This is a genomic window from Gammaproteobacteria bacterium (assembly GCA_016195665.1).
GTDB lineage: Bacteria > Pseudomonadota > Gammaproteobacteria > SURF-13 > SURF-13 > JACPZD01.
In genome coordinates, this window is the sequence record JACPZD010000028.1 from 109,579 (window position 1) to 126,761 (window position 17,183).

At 57.4% G+C, this 17,183-nt stretch carries 19 protein-coding genes; 4 read left to right on the forward strand and 15 right to left on the reverse strand.

Translation table 11 applies throughout. The features are described 5' to 3' along the window. The first annotated feature begins 53 nt into the window (after positions 1 to 53). Positions 54 to 851, forward strand: coding sequence for an undecaprenyl-diphosphate phosphatase (locus HY028_08305; protein MBI3344838.1), 798 nt, complete (start codon positions 54 to 56; stop codon positions 849 to 851). Here HY028_08305 and lolA read toward each other — a convergent pair. The 4 genes from lolA to HY028_08325 all read right to left on the reverse strand — a co-directional run bounded on the left by lolA (position 839) and on the right by HY028_08325 (position 5,849). Continuing rightward, a complete protein-coding gene (gene lolA, locus HY028_08310; GenBank protein ID MBI3344839.1) occupies positions 839 to 1,498 on the reverse strand; it encodes an outer membrane lipoprotein chaperone LolA in 660 nt (219 codons plus the stop codon). The genes HY028_08305 and lolA overlap by 13 nt on opposite strands. A gap of 109 nt (positions 1,499 to 1,607) precedes the next feature. Next, positions 1,608 to 3,899: a DNA translocase FtsK 4TM domain-containing protein gene (locus HY028_08315; GenBank protein ID MBI3344840.1), complete on the reverse strand. Its 2,292-nt coding sequence runs from the start codon at positions 3,897 to 3,899 to the stop codon at positions 1,608 to 1,610. A 76-nt stretch (positions 3,900 to 3,975) separates the two neighbouring features. Further along, positions 3,976 to 4,428 (reverse strand): single-stranded DNA-binding protein, encoded by a 453-nt coding sequence (gene ssb / locus HY028_08320; GenBank protein ID MBI3344841.1) that lies wholly within the window; start codon positions 4,426 to 4,428, stop codon positions 3,976 to 3,978. A 59-nt stretch (positions 4,429 to 4,487) separates the two neighbouring features. Continuing rightward, complete coding sequence (locus HY028_08325) at positions 4,488 to 5,849, reverse strand: MFS transporter (protein MBI3344842.1); 1,362 nt, start codon at positions 5,847 to 5,849, stop codon at positions 4,488 to 4,490. A 230-nt stretch (positions 5,850 to 6,079) separates the two neighbouring features. Here HY028_08325 and uvrA point away from each other — a divergent pair, with 230 nt between their 5' ends. The 3 genes from uvrA to HY028_08340 all read left to right on the forward strand — a co-directional run bounded on the left by uvrA (position 6,080) and on the right by HY028_08340 (position 10,069). After that, entirely contained in the window at positions 6,080 to 8,968 is a 2,889-nt protein-coding gene (uvrA, locus tag HY028_08330; GenBank protein ID MBI3344843.1) for an excinuclease ABC subunit UvrA, read from the forward strand. A gap of 638 nt (positions 8,969 to 9,606) precedes the next feature. Continuing rightward, positions 9,607 to 9,843: a DUF4160 domain-containing protein gene (locus HY028_08335; protein MBI3344844.1), complete on the forward strand. Its 237-nt coding sequence runs from the start codon at positions 9,607 to 9,609 to the stop codon at positions 9,841 to 9,843. Beyond that, positions 9,824 to 10,069, forward strand: coding sequence for a DUF2442 domain-containing protein (locus tag HY028_08340; protein MBI3344845.1), 246 nt, complete (start codon positions 9,824 to 9,826; stop codon positions 10,067 to 10,069). The genes HY028_08335 and HY028_08340 overlap by 20 nt, the downstream gene beginning before the upstream one ends. A 26-nt stretch (positions 10,070 to 10,095) precedes the next feature. On the opposite strand, the gene HY028_08345 is transcribed toward HY028_08340, so the two are convergent. From HY028_08345 to rpmD, 11 genes are all read right to left on the reverse strand, one after another. Next, positions 10,096 to 10,596 carry a hypothetical protein gene (locus HY028_08345; GenBank protein MBI3344846.1) on the reverse strand — a complete coding sequence of 167 codons (501 nt, stop codon included), beginning with the start codon at positions 10,594 to 10,596 and terminating at the stop codon, positions 10,096 to 10,098. 279 nt (positions 10,597 to 10,875) lie between these two features. Continuing rightward, on the reverse strand, positions 10,876 to 11,877 hold the full coding sequence (locus tag HY028_08350; GenBank protein MBI3344847.1) for a c-type cytochrome: 1,002 nt from the start codon (positions 11,875 to 11,877) through the stop codon (positions 10,876 to 10,878). 155 nt (positions 11,878 to 12,032) lie between these two features. Further along, the gene (gene rplQ, locus HY028_08355) at positions 12,033 to 12,422 is read right to left on the reverse strand and encodes a 50S ribosomal protein L17 (protein MBI3344848.1); all 390 of its coding nucleotides are present in this window, start codon (positions 12,420 to 12,422) and stop codon (positions 12,033 to 12,035) included. 172 nt (positions 12,423 to 12,594) lie between these two features. Beyond that, positions 12,595 to 13,617, reverse strand: coding sequence for a DNA-directed RNA polymerase subunit alpha (rpoA, locus tag HY028_08360; protein MBI3344849.1), 1,023 nt, complete (start codon positions 13,615 to 13,617; stop codon positions 12,595 to 12,597). A 43-nt stretch (positions 13,618 to 13,660) separates the two neighbouring features. Continuing rightward, a complete protein-coding gene (gene rpsD / locus HY028_08365; protein ID MBI3344850.1) occupies positions 13,661 to 14,287 on the reverse strand; it encodes a 30S ribosomal protein S4 in 627 nt (208 codons plus the stop codon). 14 nt (positions 14,288 to 14,301) lie between these two features. Then, positions 14,302 to 14,691, reverse strand: coding sequence for a 30S ribosomal protein S11 (rpsK, locus tag HY028_08370; GenBank protein MBI3344851.1), 390 nt, complete (start codon positions 14,689 to 14,691; stop codon positions 14,302 to 14,304). A gap of 26 nt (positions 14,692 to 14,717) precedes the next feature. Then, positions 14,718 to 15,074, reverse strand: a complete 357-nt coding sequence (gene rpsM / locus HY028_08375; protein MBI3344852.1) for a 30S ribosomal protein S13 — start codon at positions 15,072 to 15,074, stop codon at positions 14,718 to 14,720. Positions 15,075 to 15,083: 9 nt separating this feature from the next. After that, entirely contained in the window at positions 15,084 to 15,197 is a 114-nt protein-coding gene (gene rpmJ, locus HY028_08380; protein ID MBI3344853.1) for a 50S ribosomal protein L36, read from the reverse strand. A gap of 17 nt (positions 15,198 to 15,214) precedes the next feature. Next, complete coding sequence (gene secY, locus HY028_08385; GenBank protein ID MBI3344854.1) at positions 15,215 to 16,525, reverse strand: preprotein translocase subunit SecY; 1,311 nt, start codon at positions 16,523 to 16,525, stop codon at positions 15,215 to 15,217. Between the two features lie 22 nt (positions 16,526 to 16,547). Then, a complete protein-coding gene (rplO, locus tag HY028_08390) occupies positions 16,548 to 16,982 on the reverse strand; it encodes a 50S ribosomal protein L15 (protein MBI3344855.1) in 435 nt (144 codons plus the stop codon). After that, positions 16,982 to 17,182, reverse strand: a complete 201-nt coding sequence (gene rpmD / locus HY028_08395; GenBank protein ID MBI3344856.1) for a 50S ribosomal protein L30 — start codon at positions 17,180 to 17,182, stop codon at positions 16,982 to 16,984. Before rpmD ends, rplO begins: the two co-directional genes overlap by 1 nt. Position 17,183 lies beyond the last annotated feature (1 nt).

The following is a 17,183-nucleotide window of genomic DNA, read 5'->3' on the forward strand; positions in this document are numbered from 1 at the left end:
TCCGCGACCTCCGTGGTGAAGCTTTTTTTACCGCAGAGGAATAGAAAATAAAAATGGATATTATTATTTACGCAAAGGCCCTGCTGCTCGGTCTCGTCGAAGGCGTCACGGAGTTTCTGCCGATTTCCAGCACTGGTCATCTAATCATTGCCGGCGATCTGCTCAACTTCACTGGTGAAAAAGCCAAGACCTTTGAGATTGCGATACAGCTTGGCGCGATACTCGCGGTGTGCTGGAATTATCGCGTCAAGATCACCGAGGTCGCGCGCGGACTCACACATGACCCGAGTGCACAGCGATTCGTGATGCACTTGATTATCGCCTTCCTGCCGGCCGCCTTCTTGGGGCTGGCGTTTCACAAAATGATTAAAGAGTATTTGTTTCATCCCTTCAACGTCGCCATTGCACTGGTCGCGGGCGGCATTATTATTATCTTAATCGAGCGAAGGGCTTATCAGCCGCGCGTTCAAACCGTGGAGGAAATGCGCTGGCCCCATGCCCTGAAAATCGGCCTATGTCAGGCGGTGGCGCTGTTTCCGGGCACTTCGCGCTCGGGTGCGACGATCATGGGCGGTTTGCTGTTCGGTCTGTCGCGTCAGGCGGCGGCGGAGTTTTCCTTTTTTCTCGCCATCCCGACCATGTTCAGCGCGACGCTGTATGACCTCTACAAAAATTGGGGTTTACTCGACAGCCATGATCTTGGCATGTTTGCGGCAGGATTTTTCGCCGCGTTTCTCAGCGCCCTGCTTACCGTAAAGGCGCTGCTGCGATTTATTGCGCACCACAGCTTTGAGGCGTTTGCTTATTACCGGATAGTTTTCGGCCTGATAGTGCTGGCCTACTTCTGGTAAGGTTTGACGGTAGCAGCGTCTTCACCGATGATGTCTACGCCTTTCGGTGGTGTGAATACGAATGCGGATGAATCGAAGACAGGATTGCGTTGCAGTTTAGAAAAGCGTAATTGAGTGGTCGCGCCAAAGCTGTCCAGCAGCTCCATCATTTCCAAATCATGCGCGCCGAAACCCAGGCGCACTCTCTCGAAATTGTTGTCAGGTGTTTTGGGGGTCAACTCGACCCACTCCAATCCGTCTTTCGAGCCCAGTTCTTTGATCTTGAAACTCTCCCACACCGTTTCCTGACCGCTCAATAATACAGCCGGAGTGCCGCCCAGCGTTGTATCGAGCGGCTTGACGGTCACCTGCTCCAATTCAACATCGTAGATCCAGATCTTCTCACCGTCCGCGACGATGGTCTGCCGATAAGGCCGGATATATTCCCAGCGGAATTTGCCGGGGCGCTGCATCACCAGCGTGCCGCTCGACTCCTTCACTGCCTTTGACTTGTTATCAATCAACAATTGATGAAAATCGGCCTGCATACCCTGCACGTTGCTGATGAAGTCATTGAGCCGCTTGACCGTGAGCGGCGCTGCGGGGGCGGCGAGCGGTACACAGAGCAGCAGGCACGATACTGCTGATATTCTAGATAAATGTCTCATGTACTCTCTTGCGGTGAAAAAGCTTCACCACGGAGGACGCAGAGGAAACAAACTACTTTTGATTGCATTCCCCTGCGCCCTCTGCGGTAAATGATTGATGGGGGATTTCCTAATCTCGCGGCGGCGGCGCCAGCACTTCGCGCGAACCGTTGGATTGAAGGGGTCCGACCACACCGGCCTGCTCCATTTCCTCGATCAGCCGTGCGGCGCGGTTATAGCCGATCTTAAGACGGCGCTGGATGCCGGATATCGAGGCGCGGCGGGTCTCGGTAACGATGTTGAGCGCCTGGTCATAAAGAGGGTCACTCTCAACGTTGGACAGCTCATCGCTGAAAGAGTTGCCTCGCTCTTCCACATCGCCGCCGCTCAGCACTTCTTCAAGATAGGCCGGCGCGCCCTGTCGCTTGAGATAGGCGGCGACCTTGTGCACTTCGTGGTCGGCCACAAAGGCGCCGTGGATGCGGGTAGGCATCCCGGTCCCGGGCGGCAAATAGAGCATGTCGCCGTGACCCAACAACTGCTCTGCCCCCATCTGATCGAGGATGGTGCGCGAATCTATTTTGGAGGAAACCTGAAAGGCGATGCGCGAAGGGATATTGGCCTTGATGAGGCCTGTAATCACGTCCACCGAGGGCCGCTGCGTGGCGAGAATAAGATGGATGCCCGAGGCGCGCGCCTTTTGCGCAAGGCGTGCGATGAGGTCTTCCACTTTTTTGCCGACCACCATCATCATGTCGGCCAGATCGTCAATGACGACGACGATATACGGGACCGGCTCGAGCAACGGCGTAGCCAGTCCGTCCACGGGGGTGTGAAACGGATGCGCGATAGGCTGACCGCTCGCCTCGGCCTCATGGATGCGTTTGTTGTAGCCGCCGATGTTGCGTACCCCCAGCGCCGACATTAAACGATAGCGCTTGTCCATCTCCGCAACACACCAGCGCAGCGCGTGCGCCGCTTCCTTCATGTCGGTGACTACCGGCGTCAACAGGTGCGGGATGCCTTCATAAATGGAAAGCTCCAGCATCTTCGGATCTATCAGGATCAGGCGCACCTCGTCGGGCTTGGCGTTGAAGAGCAGACTCAAGATCATGGCGTTGATCGCCACCGATTTACCGGAGCCGGTGGTACCCGCCACCAGCAGGTGCGGCATCTTGGCGAGATCCACCACCACCGGATGACCACTGATGTCCATGCCCAGGGCGAGCGTAAGCTTTGATGCCGCATCGTTGTATTCTTTGGACTGCAGTGTCTCAGTGAGCCGTACCAGGCTGCGCCGCTCATTGGGTATTTCCAGCCCGATCACCGGCTTGCCGGGAATGACCTCAACGATACGCACGCTGGGCACGGACAAACTGCGCGCGAGGTCTTTCACCAGATTGGTGATCTGGTTGACCTTCAAACCGGGCGTAGGCTGCAACTCAAAGCGCGTGATCACCGGGCCGGGATGCACGGCGACCACTTGCACCTCGATGCCGAAGTCGAGCAGTTTCAACTCAACCTGGCGCGACATGGCCTGCAGTGCGTCGTCGGAGAGACCTTGCTGCGCGGGTTCGGGAGGATCGAGCAACGACAACGGCGGCAAGGAACCGGCGGGCTGGTCGAACAAAGGCACCTGCCGTTCCTTCTCCACCCGTTCGCTCACCTCGAAATTCTTGATGACCGGCTCAATGCGCGGCGGCGTCCGTTTGCCTGTCTTTATGCGCTGCGCCGTCACCGTCTCATCGCGCTGGATGCGCGCGCGGCGTCCGGCCCAGCGCTCCTGCAGGTCGAGCCACAGCGGTCTGAGTCTTGCCATGAGGGTGAGGGTTAGGCGGCCCAGGGTATCGGTCAGCCACAGCCAGGAAAGGCCCGTCGCCAAGGTCACGCCAGTCAGAAACAAGGCCAGCATCAACAGTGTCGCACCCAGAGGATTGAATGCGCCTACCAGACCCTTTACAACCTCTTCGCCAAGGATGCCGCCGGCGCTCTCCGGCATGGTCGCGGAGAAGATGTGCAATGTCGCCAGTCCAGCGCCCGCCGTGAGCGCCAGCACAAAGCCGACGCCGGCCAGTATCAAATGGCGCGGATCGAACCCTTCACCGCTGTGACGCTGTTTGAACACCACCCAGCCGGCGTAGCCAATCATCAGCGGAAACAGATAGGCAAGGTAGCCAAACAGGTGTAAGAAGATGTCGGCAAACCACGCCCCCGCAACCCCCCCCCTATTGGCTACCTGGCCTGCGGCGTCACTATGCCACCAGCCCGGGTCCGAGGGCTGGTGAGTAGAGAGCGACGCCCACAGATACACGGCAATCGCACCGCCTAAAAACAACGCGCCTTCGCGCAGGCGCGGGCCCAGGCGGCGCGCCAGCGGCGCAAAGGGATTGACGGGATCTTTTTTGCGAGAGGCTTGGGGCATGGATACGGGTGAGGGGTGAGGAGTGAGGAGAAATCGGATTTACGCCTCACACCTCACACCTCACGCCTCACTTTCTTCAGAACGGGATGTCATCATCAAGGGTATCGGTCGCAGGCGCAGGCGCCGGTTTACCCGCCTTTGCCTCTACACCGCCTGGCTCCGACTGATAGCTCGGGCTGCCCTGGCCTGCGCGGCTGCCCAACATCTGCATCTCGTTAGCGATGATCTCGGTAGTGTAGCGGTCGGCGCCGGTGTTTTTATCCTGCCATTTGCGGGTGCGCAGGCTGCCCTCGACATAGACCTGTGAACCCTTCTTCAAATATTCGCCGACGATCTCGGCGAGCCGATTGTAAAACACCACATTGTGCCATTCGGTGCGCTCCTGCTGCTCGCCGGTGGTCTTGTCCTTCCAGGATTCGCTGGTGGCGAGGGTGACATTGGCCACCGCGCCGCCGCTCGGCATGTAGCGCACCTCCGGGTCTTTGCCCAGATTGCCGATCAGGATGACTTTATTTACACCTCTTGCCATAACTCTCTCCTTACTAAAAAATATTGGCCGAATGAATTCGGCCCAACCCTAGGCGAATATTACGCCTCGGCCGCAGAAAATTCACGCAGCGCCGTCTCATCGAGCAGCGCGCTGTCTACCTTTAAATAGGCGACGCCCTCCTCCGCGACGACCACCGCCTCGACCACGCCCGGCACCTTTTTGAACCGGGAGGCCAGCTCGTACGCCCGCTCGGCGCTAATTGTACCGACATTGACCATCCGGTTTCTGAGATAGCGCGGGCTGGGCATACCCACCGCCACCAGCACCCAAGTGGCCGCCATCAGGGCGCAAAACCCGAACACGGCGGCAAGTCCATACGCGCCCAGCAGCCACCCCCCCGCCCCCCCGCCTATGAAGGCGCCGATGAACTGCGAGGTGGAGTAAATCCCCATTGCCGTGCCCTTGCTGTCGGCGGGCGCCGCCTTGGAGATGAGCGAGGGCAACGTCGCCTCCAGGATATTAAAGGCCGTGAAGAACAGCAACAGCGCCACGGTAATGCCGGCCACGGACTCATACCCCGCGATCAGGCCCAGTTCCGACAACCCCAGCAGCACGATCGCCCCGACAAAGACCTGTTTCATGCAGCGGCGCTTCTCGGCCACAATCACAAACGGCGCCATGACCGCTATCGCAACCAGCATGACCGGTAGATACACCCACCAATGATGATCGCTGGAGAGCCCCGCGTGATCGCGCAATGCGAGCGGCAAGGCAACGAAACTCGCCATCAACATGGCGTGTAGCGCCAAAATCCCGAAATTGAGCCGCATGAGCTGCGCATCGCCGAACACCCCTGCAAACTTGGAGGGCATAGCCTCGGCGTCACGATGAAAGCGGCTGTCTACATGCTGCGGGACGCCCAGCTTCAACACTACAATGCCCCCCAAGGCCAACAGGGCGGTCAGCCAAAAGATGCCCGGCACACCGATCCAGCTATTGAGCAGGGGGCCTGCGACCAGCGCCACGGCGAAGGACAATCCTATCGTGGTGCCGATCACCGCCATCGCCTTGGTGCGCTGCTCCTCGCGTGTGAGGTCGGCCGCCAGCGCCATCACCGCCGCGGCGATCGCCCCGCTGCCTTGCAGAAAACGGCCGATGATGACGCCCCAAATCGTGCCGGAGAGGGCTGCCACCACGCTGCCCAGGGCGAACAGGAGCAGGCCGATAATGATAATGGGCTTGCGCCGAAAGCGGTCGGACAACATCCCAAACGGAATCTGCAGCACGGCCTGGCTCAGGCCATAGGCGCCGATGGCGAGCCCGATCAGCATAGGGGTGGCGCCGGTGAGGTGATCCGTGGCGTACAGCGAGAACACCGGCAGGATCAGGAACAGGCCCAGCATCCGCAGTGCGTAGATCCCGGCCAGCGAAAAGGTGGCGCGGCGCTCAGTAGGGGTCATGCCGTTTTCGCCCATACTGGGAGTTTTCTTTTGCACCATGGTGGACGTATAGTAGCAGGTTTAGGGCGCCTCTAAAAATAGTGAATTTTGTCTTTAGGCAAGGCGAAATTCTGCGAGGAAGCGGAGTGTACACGACAGTACATGAGCATTCCGAGCGGAATTTCAACGCCGCCTAAAGACAAAAGACGCATTTTTAGAGGCGCCCTTTACGTTGTTCACGGAAAACCTGTATGAACACCCTCCGCATCCGCGGCGCCCGCACCCACAACCTGCAAAATATAGATCTCGACCTCCCCAGGGATAAGCTCATCGTCATCACCGGCCTGTCGGGTTCGGGCAAGTCCTCGCTCGCCTTCGACACCCTCTATGCCGAGGGTCAGCGCCGCTACGTGGAATCGCTGTCCAGCTACGCGCGCCAGTTCCTCTCGATCATGGAAAAACCCGATGTGGATCACATCGAAGGCCTGTCGCCCGCCATCTCGATTGAGCAAAAATCCACCTCGCACAACCCGCGTTCCACGGTCGGCACCGTCACCGAGATCTACGACTACCTGCGCCTGCTGTTCGCGCGCACCGGCGAGCCGCACTGCCCGGAACACGACACCGTGCTGGAGGCGCAAACCATCAGTCAAATGGTGGATCAGGTCATGACTCTTCCCGAGGGCACGGCGCTCATGTTGCTCGCACCCGTGGTGCAGAATCGCAAGGGCGAACATGTGCAGGTGCTCGATGAACTGCGCACCCGGGGATTTGTGCGCGCCCGCATAGACGGCAGCCTGGTGGGTCTCGATCAGGCGCCCGCACTCGATCTGCGCAAGAAACATACGATTGAAGTCGTCATAGACCGCTTCAAGGCTCGCCCCGGCCTGGAACAGCGCCTGGCCGAGTCGTTCGAGACGGCGCTGGCCTTGAGCGAGGGCATGGTGCGCGTCGCCTTTATGGAAAGCGCCAATGACGTACAGGGAAGAACTAATGTCGCGCGAGGCAGGACGCCGGGAGCGACTGGAAAAACACCGGCCGATCTCGTGTTCTCGGCCAAATTCGCCTGCCCTATCTGCGGCTACAGCCTGAGTGAACTGGAGCCGCGGCTGTTCTCCTTCAACAGCCCGGTCGGGGCCTGCCCGACTTGCGACGGTCTCGGCGTCAAACAATTCTTCGATCCCGCCCGTGTCGTGGCGCACCCGGAGCTGAGTCTACCGGCAGGCGCGATACGCGGCTGGGACCGGCGCAACGCCTATTATTTCAATCTCATCAGTGCGCTCGCGGAGCACTACGAGTTCGATCTCGATACGCCCTTTCAAGATCTGCCCAAACGGCTGCGCGATATTATCCTGTACGGCAGCGGCGCACAGATCATCGCCTTCAAGTACCCCAATGAACGCGGCAAGCTCGGCGCCCGCCCTCACCCCTTCGAGGGCGTCATCCCCAACCTGCAACGCCGCTACCGCGAGACGGAATCCAACGTCGTGCGCGAAGAGTTGGCCAAATATCTCGGCACGCAATCTTGTCCTGAATGCGAGGGCTCACGCCTTAATAAAGCCGCGCGCCACGTTTACATCGCGCAGCAGAGTCTGCCCGCTGTCAGCGCCATGCCGGTCGAAGCGGCGCTCACGTTTTTCTCTCACCTTAAACTACCCGGCCGGCGCGGCGAGATCGCCGGCAAGATCGTCAAGGAGATCAGCCAACGCCTCAACTTTCTGGTCAACGTCGGATTGGACTATCTCACCCTCGACCGCAGCGCCGAAACCCTGTCCGGCGGAGAAGCCCAGCGCATCAGGCTTGCCAGCCAGATCGGCGCAGGACTGGTGGGCGTGATGTACATCCTCGACGAGCCCTCTATCGGCCTGCACCAGCGCGACAATCAGCGCCTGCTCAACACCCTCACCTATCTACGCGATCTCGGCAATACGGTGATTGTCGTGGAGCACGATGAAGAAGCCATCCGCGCTGCCGATCACATGGTGGACATCGGCCCCGGCGCAGGCGTGCACGGCGGACGCATCGTCGCGCAAGGAACACCGCAAGACATCATGGCCAATCCGGCCTCGCTGACAGGGCAATATCTCTCCGGCCGCAAGCGCATCGCCGTGCCTGAACAGCGCACGCCTATAAATAAAAAACGTTGCCTGCGCCTGCAAGGGGCGAGCGGCAATAATCTCAAGGGCATCACCGTCGAGATCCCCGCAGGCCTGATGACCTGCATCACCGGTGTATCGGGCTCCGGCAAATCCACCCTCATCAACGACACTTTATATAGGCTGGTGGCGCGCGAGCTGCACGGCGCCTCCGAAGAACCCGCGCCTTACGCTTCGATCAGCGGCCTCGAATTGTTCGACAAAGTAGTAGACATAGACCAAAGCCCCATCGGCCGCACACCGCGCTCGAATCCGGCGACTTACACCGGCCTGTTCACGCCCATCCGCGAGCTTTTTACAGGCACCGCGGAGGCGCGCTCGCGCGGCTACACGCCGGGACGCTTCAGCTTCAACGTCAAGGGCGGACGCTGCGAGGCCTGTCAGGGCGACGGCCTCATCAAAGTCGAGATGCATTTTTTACCGGACATCTACGTCGCCTGCGATATATGCAAAGGCAAGCGCTACAACCGCGAGACGTTGGAGGTGCGCTACAAGGGCAGCAATATAAATGAAGTACTGGAAATGACAGTGGAAGACGCGCGGGTATTTTTCGACGCCGTGCCGGCCATCGCCCACAAACTGCAAACGCTGATGGATGTCGGCCTGTCCTACATCAAGCTCGGCCAGAACGCCACCACCCTCTCCGGCGGCGAAGCGCAGCGCGTAAAACTCTCACGCGAACTGTCACGCCGCGACACCGGCAACACGCTGTACATCCTCGACGAACCCACCACCGGCCTGCACTTTCACGACATCGAACAATTGCTCGGCGTGCTGCACAGCCTGCGCGACCGCAACAACACCATCGTCGTCATCGAACACAATCTCGATGTCATCAAAACCGCCGACTGGGTGATAGACCTCGGCCCCGAAGGCGGCGACAAGGGCGGTGAAATCATCGCTGTCGGCACACCCGAAGACATTGCCGCACAGCCTCATTCTTACACGGGTCAATATCTGAAGCCAGTGTTAGAGCGTGTCTAATAATCGGCTCTCCAGCGAAGCTTTACTCTAGACAGAAGGTATATAATCTCCTGCGCGTTTTGGGTGGTGTCTAATCTTAGTTAGGGAAGCTCTGAAAAAAATATCGCCAACCGCCAAGGCGCCAAGGTCACCAAGAAAAAAGGCTTGAATTGTAGGGAAAAAATCATGGCGCCCTTGGCGTCTTGGCGGTTCAGCATGAATAAATCAGGGATTCCTTAGATTGCTGAGAATCGTGTAATGCGCCCCATATCGGATAAATCCTGTCCTATCTGCAAGCTCGGCGCAAAAGACGTTCGTGTTTCAGATTATGGTGAACGCATTTCTCTTGAATGCGCGCGCTGCGTTAGCAATCATTGGAAAAGGTTCAGCAACCTAGCATTTCTCTCGAAAAACAGACACGATTATCTCGTTACCTTAAGTTTGGCTAATTGTAAATAGAATTTACAATTAGCCAAACTTCCGGTTTTGAATAAACCAGAGGTTAAGTTGCGATTTGGCGGTATTCGCCAGATAATAACCCACTTCTTGGTGATGGTGACTTTATGAAACAAGCGTAGCCTGACTGGAATGAAATCCGCGAATAAGATATGTCAGCCCCCCGGGTTTCGCTGCTGCATTGAAGGGGTAGGCCACTAAACATGCCAAATATACTCAGAATCGGGCCATATCGTTTCTATTTCTATAGCAACGAAAAGGGAGAACCGCCCCATATTCACGTGCAACGTGAGCGGTTTCTTGCTAAATTCTGGCTAAGTCCGATTGCGCTGGCAAGTTCAAAACGGTTTGCTTCGCACGAATTGCGAACGGTACAGAAGCACATCGAAGAAAATAGGGAAAAATTCCTGGAGGCGTGGAATGAGCACCTTAGCAGTTGAAACACATCCTTTGGCACAAAATGTCGAGTTTACAGATGACGATTTAGTCGTATCGTTGGTGGACGGTCGAAAGGTAACAGTACCATTAGTATGGTTCCCACGTTTATCAAATGCCACTAAACGCCAATTAGAGAACTACGAGCTTCTTGGGGATGGCGAGGGAATCCATTGGCCTGAAATTGACGAAGATCTAAGCGTAGAGGGTCTGTTACGCGGCACTCATTAGCGTGGATGATGGCGAAAAACAATCCATCATTTCACCCACTTCTTTTCGTCAAACTCGTAATCCGCCAGCTTACCTTCCGGGTAAACCCGCCCCACAGCCTGTTTCGAATCGCCGAACACCACCACCACGCTCTTCCATTTTCCCGTGGTTTCATCGGTAATCGGAAAATACAGGGTCTCGATCCTGCCCTTGGTGAAGTTGCCGGGCTTGGCAAATAATGTTACCTCACCGTCGGGAGTTTTGAAGCCCGCCGCGGGAGGGCTCTCATACTTGATGAGTAGGTTTTTGTCCTGGTCATAAAAGTAGGCGCGAATAAAAGTGCCAATGGCGGACTGGTCCTTATCGGTCGCCAACTTCACTTCAATCTCATGCAACCCCTCCACCCAGTGCAGGCCCAGCAATATCCAGTGCCCCGGCTGAGTTTCTTTAACCTCTTTAATGATATAGCTACCGGCATGGGCGGGCGCGGCCAAAACCGGCGCAGCAAAGGTTGCAGCGACGATCCAGGCATATATTTGCTTACTCACCAGAGGCTCCTTTGTAAAGTTACTCATAAGTCAGCAATTAAGACTACACTTCATGCTACGTCTCCGCCCCCTGTTGAGGGGGCGGGACAGGGTGGGGGTAGAGTAAACAGGGTTTTTACTCAGGAGTCACATTATAACGTTGTAGCCTTATTTTCTGACTCCTGAGTAAGTTGCTGTCAGTGTACACTTAAAAGCAGCCGGTCGTTTGGCCATGAACAGATTTAATAATTTATATTAAAAACAATAGGATAGACAAATATTTCGGCAGCAAGACTGTCATCATTTGGGGTGTGCTCGTGAGGGAAATCTCCCCGTCAGGCTGTTCAGGAAGGCGACGATATCCTCCACCTGCCGATCGGACAATTCTTTCCTGAGTTGCGTTACCGCCATCACCCGCACCGCTTCCTCCAGACTGGGGACGGTTCCGGTGTGGAAATACGGCGCGGTGAGTGCGATGTTGCGCAGCGTCGGCACATGAAACAGCCGTTTATGAATGGGGTCATTGGTGGCCTCATAACGGCCCAAGTCGTCCGTCACCAAATTATACTCTTGGTCGTATTCACTGCCCAGGTAATTGGGGAATAACTCATAGAACCCCTCCCCCATCGGCACCGGCGGGCCTGAAAAGTTGTCGCCGAAGTGGCAGGCGACACAGCCGGCCGATTTAAATGCCTCCATGCCACGTAAAGCCTGCTCGCTCAAGGCCCGTTTATCGCCCTTCACATAACGGTCAAAGGCGCTGTCAGGCGTCACCAGCGTGCGCACAAAGCCGGCAATGGCCTTGGCGATGTTATCGAGCGTCACGGCGTCTCGCGTACCAAAAGCGTTGATAAACTGCTTACGATATCCGGGCATACGCCGCACCGCCTCGACCACCTTCTGTTCGTCAGGCATGGCCATCACGGTGGCATCGAAGAAGTGGTCCTTAACGGCGGCTTCCAGACTCTCCGCCCTGCCGTCCCAGAACTGTACGCTCTGATAAGCCGCATTTAATACAGTCGGCGTGGAACGCCGCCCCGGCTTACCGAGGGCGCCGGTGGAGAGCGGGCGGTGGTCCACCCCGCCGGTCTTGAGATTGTGACAGGTATTGCAGGAGATTTTACCGTTGAACGACAGGCGGGTATCAAAATACAACTGCCTGCCCAACGCGACCTTCTCGACCGTCAGCGGGTTATCGGAGGGAATGGGGGGTGCTTCGGGCAAGGCATGTAGCGGCTCATAGGCCATCACGGGCGTGGCCAACGTAACCATTATCAAACCAAACAGAGTAGTACGATTCATCTGCATCACTATGCTCCTCCAAAAAATCTTCACCGCAGAGGGCGCGGGAAGAAGACTATTTGGATTATATTTCTCTGCATCCTCTGCGGTAAGCTTTAGTCATAAAAAAACCGGGCAGGGCCCGGTTTTTAGGGGTAGGCTGGATGAATTCGGCCCTACGCAGGTTCTGTGCCCTCATCCGCTGGCATGGGACGATCCACCAGCTCGACGATGGCCATCGGCGCGGCGTCACCGGCCCTAAAGCCGCACTTCAGGATACGCAGATAGCCGCCCGGGCGCGCCTTGTAACGCGGACCGAGTTCGTTGAACAGTTTGGTGACGATTTCGCGATCACGCAGACGTGCAAAGGCGAGCCGTCGCTTGGCGACGCTGTCAATCTTGGCCAGGGTAATCAACGGCTCCGCCACGCGGCGCAGCTCTTTGGCCTTGGGTAGCGTGGTCTTGATGATTTCGTGACGCATCAGCGCGACCGCCATCATCTTCAGCAACGCCTTGCGGTGGCTGCTGTTGCGGCTCAGTTGACGACCACTATTATGGTGACGCATAGCTTATCCTTTCGTATTCTGGCACCTCTAAAAATGCGTCTTTTGTCTTTATGCTGCGTTGGAATTCTGCTCGGAATGCTCATGTACTACCGTGTACACTTCGCTTCCTCGCAGAATTCCGCCTTGCCTAAAGCCAAAATCCGCTATTTTTAGAGGCGCCTTTTAATGAGTCTTAGGCCGATGCCGAGGCCGGGGCCGAGATCCTCTCCGGCTCTTTCAGATTCGGCGGCGGCCAATTCTCCAGGCGCATGCCCAAAGACAGGCCGTGCGAGGCAAGCACATCCTTGATCTCGGTGAGTGATTTCTTGCCGAGATTGGGAGTCTTCAGCAACTCTACCTCGCTGCGTTGGATGAGATCGCCGATATAATGGATGCTCTCAGCCTTGAGACAATTGGCGGAACGAACCGTCAACTCCAAATCGTCCACCGGGCGCAGCAGGATAGGATCGATCTCTACCGCTTGTACCGAACTGGGACGCGCCACTTCGCTGCCCTTCAGCTCCACAAAGATCGAAAGCTGATCCTGCAGGATATGCGCAGCGCGGCGGATCGCTTCTTCAGGGTCCACCGTGCCGTTGGTTTCGATATCTATCACCAGTTTGTCGAGGTCGGTGCGCTGTTCCACACGCGCGCTCTCCACCGCATAGGTCACCTTGCGCACCGGGCTGAACGAGGCATCCAGTTGCAGTTTCCCGATGGCCTTGTCCTCCTCGGTACGCGACAGCCGCGCGGTAGAGGGCTCATAACCGCGTCCACGCTTGATCTTCAGGGTCATGTGCAGCGCCCCGGCCTTGGTTAAATGCGCGATGACGTGATCGGGGTTCACGATCTCTACGTCATGATCCAAAACGATGTCGTTGGCGGTCACCACACCGGGGCCTTTTTTGCTGATGGTGAGGGTGGACTCGTCCTTGTTGTGCATCCGGATCGCCAGGCCTTTAAGATTGAGCAGTATCTCAACCACGTCCTCTTGCACGCCTTCGATACTGGTGTACTCATGCACCACACCCTGAATCTCGGCCTCCACCACGGCACAGCCCGGCATCGAAGACAGCAAGATGCGACGCAGCGCGTTACCCAGGGTATGGCCGAAGCCGCGCTCCAGAGGTTCCATCGCCACTCTGGCGTGTTTGGCGTCTATGTGCTGAACTTCAACCAGACGAGGCTTTAAAAATTCTGAGACTGAGCCTTGCATAAAAACCCTCTCTTCAACAAACAGCGGTACAACTTAGGCATGCCTACTTCGAGTAAAGCTCGACGATGAGATGCTCATTGATCTCGGCGGGCAAATCACTGCGCTCCGGTTTCGACTTAAACACCCCCTGCATTTTACTTACATCCACATCAATCCAATCGGGAAACCCGCGCTGCTGCGCCATGTCGAGCGCGGCCTGGATACGCAACTGGCTCCTGCCCCTCTCACTCACCGCGACCACATCGCTGGGCTTGACCTGATAGGTGGGTATATTCACCTTTTTGCCGTTCACGGTCACCGTATTGTGGCGCACCAACTGGCGTGCCTCACTGCGGGAGGTGGCGAACCCCATGCGGTAGACCACGTTGTCCAGACGGCCCTCCAGCAACTGGAGCAGATTCTCGCCGGTCGAACCCTTGCGGCGATCCGCCTCTTTATAGTAGAGACGGAACTGGGATTCCAGCACGCCGTAAACCCTGCGCACCTTCTGCTTTTCGCGGAGCTGGGTCGCGTAATCCGAGAGCCGGGTGCGCCGCTGCCCGTGCTGCCCCGGCGGGAACGCACGGCTTTCTATCGCGCACTTGCTGCCAAAGCACTTCTCGCCCTTCAGGAAGAGCTTCTCCCCCTCACGGCGGCATAAACGACATTTTGGACCAATATATTTTGCCAAGACCTGCCTCCGGCTTACACGCGACGCTTTTTGGGGGGACGGCAACCGTTGTGTGGAATCGGTGTCACGTCAGTGATATTGGAGACCTTGAAACCGGCCGCGTTAAGGGCGCGAACGGCCGACTCTCTGCCTGGACCGGGGCCCTTGACGAAGACTTCCAGATTCTTCACGCCAAACTCCTGTACTGCATTACCCACCTTTTCCGCCGCCACCTGTGCGGCGAACGGCGTACTCTTGCGCGAGCCGCGGAAACCGCAGCCGCCGGACGTCGCCCATGCCAAGGTGTTGCCCTGTCTGTCGGTGATGGTAATTATCGTATTGTTGAACGAGGCGTGGATGTGCGCCATGCCGTCTACGACATTCTTTTTAACGCGCTTGCGGACGCGGGTAGTGACCTTAGCCATAGATATCCTGTTTAATTACTCTCAACTTATTTCCTGATCGCCTTGCGCGGACCTTTACGGGTCCTCGCATTGGTGCGGGTACGCTGACCGCGCACCGGTAGACCGCGGCGATGACGGAGGCCGCGATAGCAGCCCAGATCCATCAAACGCTTGATGCTCATGGAGACCTCGCGCCGCAGATCTCCTTCCACAGTGAATTTGGCCACCGCGGAGCGTAAGGCCTCCACCTGGGCGTCGGTGAGATCCTTCACCTTGATTTGCGGGTTCACCCCGGTCGCCTTGCAAATATCTTGGGCGCGCTCGCGGCCGATGCCGTAAATCGCGGTCAACGCGACGGACGTGTGCTTCTGAACCGGAATATTTATACCAGCAATACGGGCCATACAGCTCTCCTAACCTTGCCGTTGCTTATGACGTGCGTCGGTGCAAATCACCCGCACCACGCTCTTACGCCGCACGATTTTACAGTTACGGCACATCTTTTTTACCGAGGCTCGCACCTTCATAATATTGACTCCCTACCTCACCTTCTCAGATTGGCCTTCTTCAGCAGGCCCTCATATTGATGCGACATCAGATGCGCCTGCACCTGCGCCATAAAGTCCATGACCACGACAACAATAATCAGCAACGACGTCCCGCCGAAATAAAACGGCACATTCCAGTACACGATCAAAAACTCCGGCAACAAGCTGACCAGCGTGATATATAGCGCCCCGCCCATGGTAAGGCGCGTCATCACGCCGTCGATATAGCGCACCGTCTGCTCGCCGGGCCGTATCCCCGGAATAAAGGCCCCGGATTTCTTCAGGTTGTCCGCCGTATCCTTGGGATTGAACACCAAGGCCGTATAAAAAAAGCAGAAGAATATGATCGCCGCTGCATATAAAATCACATAAATCGGCTGCCCGGGAGAGAGCGTGGTTGAGATGTCCTTCAGCCAACCCAGTCCCTCTGCACTCCCGAACCAGCCGCTTATGGTGGCGGGAAACAAGATGATGCTCGACGCAAAGATCGGAGGTATCACCCCCGCCATGTTGACCTTGAGCGGCAAGTGACTGGTCTGCCCCGCATACATCGTGCGCCCTTGCTGGCGCTTGGCGTAATTGACCGTAATACGCCGCTGGCCGCGCTCTACAAACACCACAAAACTCGTCACTGCTATCGCTACGGCGAACAGCACCGCCACCGTGAAGAAGTTCATCTCGCCGGTGCGCGCCAACTCCAGCGTGCCGCCGATGGCCTGCGGCAGACCCGCCACGATGCCCGCAAAGATGATGATCGAGATGCCGTTGCCGATCCCGCGCTCGGTCACCTGTTCACCCAACCACATCAGAAACATGGTGCCGGTGACCAGGGTCAGCGCCGCCACAAAAACAAATTGCATCCCCGGATTAATCACCACCTGCACGGCTCCGGCCTGCTGACTTTGCAGAGCGATGGCGATACCGATGGACTGAAATACCGCCAGCACCAGGGTCGCCCGGCGCGTGTATTGACTAATCTTGCGGCGTCCGGACTCACCCTCTTTCTTCAGTTGTTCGAGGGTCGGCACCACCGTCGTCAACAACTGGATAATGATCGAAGCCGAAATGTACGGCATGATCCCCAGCGCAAACACCGAAAAGCGTTGCAGCGCGCCACCGGAGAACATGTTGAACAGGTCTACGATGGTGCCGCGCTGTTGATCGAACAGGGCGGCCAGCGCCACCGGATCTATCCCCGGCACGGGTATGTGTGTGCCGATACGAAACACCAGCAACGCGCCCAACACAAACAGCAGACGACGCTTAAGCTCCGTGAACCGGCCTGCGCCGGCCAAACCATTAACCAGTGCTGAGGACGTAACGGCCACCTTATTCCTCGACCTTGCCGCCCGCCGCTTCGATGGCGGCCCTGGCGCCCTTGGTCACGGCGACGCCGCGCAGGGTCAGCGGCACGGCGATCTTGCCGGAGAGAATCACCTTCACGCGCTTCGCGCCCTGCGGCACCAGGTTCGCCGCTTTGAGGGCCAGCAGATCTATTTTATCTCCCTTGACCTTGGCGAGTTCATGCAGCCTGATCTCGGCGGTATCATTCGCCGTCAGCGATGCGAAACCAATCTTCGGCAGACGCCGCTGTATGGGCATCTGGCCGCCCTCGAAACCGACCTTGTGATAGCCGCCGGCGCGCGCATGCTGGCCTTTGTGGCCGCGCCCGCAGGTCTTGCCCAGACCCGAACCGATGCCACGCCCTACACGCTTGGCGGACTGCTTGGCGCCCCTGCCGGGCTTCAGTGTGTTGAGGCGCATTAGGTTAAATCCTCGACCTTGAGCATGTATGAGATCTTATTAATCATGCCGCGCACGCTCGGTGTATCGGTAAGCTCAACGCTATTGTGCATGCGCCTGAGGCCCAGGCCCGCGAGGCAGGCCCTGTGTACCGGCAACCGCCCGAAGCGACTACGCACCAGTGTCACCTTGATCGTTTTGTTAGCGTTCTTTTTCGCCATG

Excerpts from the sequence above, each read along its gene's own strand:
- HY028_08350 (MBI3344847.1), bottom strand. The coding sequence starts at position 11,877 with ATGAATCGTACTACTCTGTTTGGTTTGATAATGGTTACGTTGGCCACG.
- HY028_08340 (MBI3344845.1), top strand. The coding sequence starts at position 9,824 with ATGAGCACCTTAGCAGTTGAAACACATCCTTTGGCACAAAATGTCGAG.
- rplQ (MBI3344848.1), bottom strand. The coding sequence starts at position 12,422 with ATGCGTCACCATAATAGTGGTCGTCAACTGAGCCGCAACAGCAGCCAC.
- rpmJ (MBI3344853.1), bottom strand. The coding sequence starts at position 15,197 with ATGAAGGTGCGAGCCTCGGTAAAAAAGATGTGCCGTAACTGTAAAATC.
- rpsK (MBI3344851.1), bottom strand. The coding sequence starts at position 14,691 with ATGGCTAAGGTCACTACCCGCGTCCGCAAGCGCGTTAAAAAGAATGTC.
- lolA (MBI3344839.1), bottom strand. The coding sequence starts at position 1,498 with ATGAGACATTTATCTAGAATATCAGCAGTATCGTGCCTGCTGCTCTGT.
- rplO (MBI3344855.1), bottom strand. The coding sequence starts at position 16,982 with ATGCGCCTCAACACACTGAAGCCCGGCAGGGGCGCCAAGCAGTCCGCC.
- HY028_08335 (MBI3344844.1), top strand. The coding sequence starts at position 9,607 with ATGCCAAATATACTCAGAATCGGGCCATATCGTTTCTATTTCTATAGC.
- rpoA (MBI3344849.1), bottom strand. The coding sequence starts at position 13,617 with ATGCAAGGCTCAGTCTCAGAATTTTTAAAGCCTCGTCTGGTTGAAGTT.
- HY028_08325 (MBI3344842.1), bottom strand. The coding sequence starts at position 5,849 with ATGACCCCTACTGAGCGCCGCGCCACCTTTTCGCTGGCCGGGATCTAC.
- HY028_08305 (MBI3344838.1), top strand. The coding sequence starts at position 54 with ATGGATATTATTATTTACGCAAAGGCCCTGCTGCTCGGTCTCGTCGAA.
- uvrA (MBI3344843.1), top strand. The coding sequence starts at position 6,080 with ATGAACACCCTCCGCATCCGCGGCGCCCGCACCCACAACCTGCAAAAT.
- rpsM (MBI3344852.1), bottom strand. The coding sequence starts at position 15,074 with ATGGCCCGTATTGCTGGTATAAATATTCCGGTTCAGAAGCACACGTCC.
- ssb (MBI3344841.1), bottom strand. The coding sequence starts at position 4,428 with ATGGCAAGAGGTGTAAATAAAGTCATCCTGATCGGCAATCTGGGCAAA.
- rpmD (MBI3344856.1), bottom strand. The coding sequence starts at position 17,182 with ATGGCGAAAAAGAACGCTAACAAAACGATCAAGGTGACACTGGTGCGT.
- HY028_08315 (MBI3344840.1), bottom strand. The coding sequence starts at position 3,899 with ATGCCCCAAGCCTCTCGCAAAAAAGATCCCGTCAATCCCTTTGCGCCG.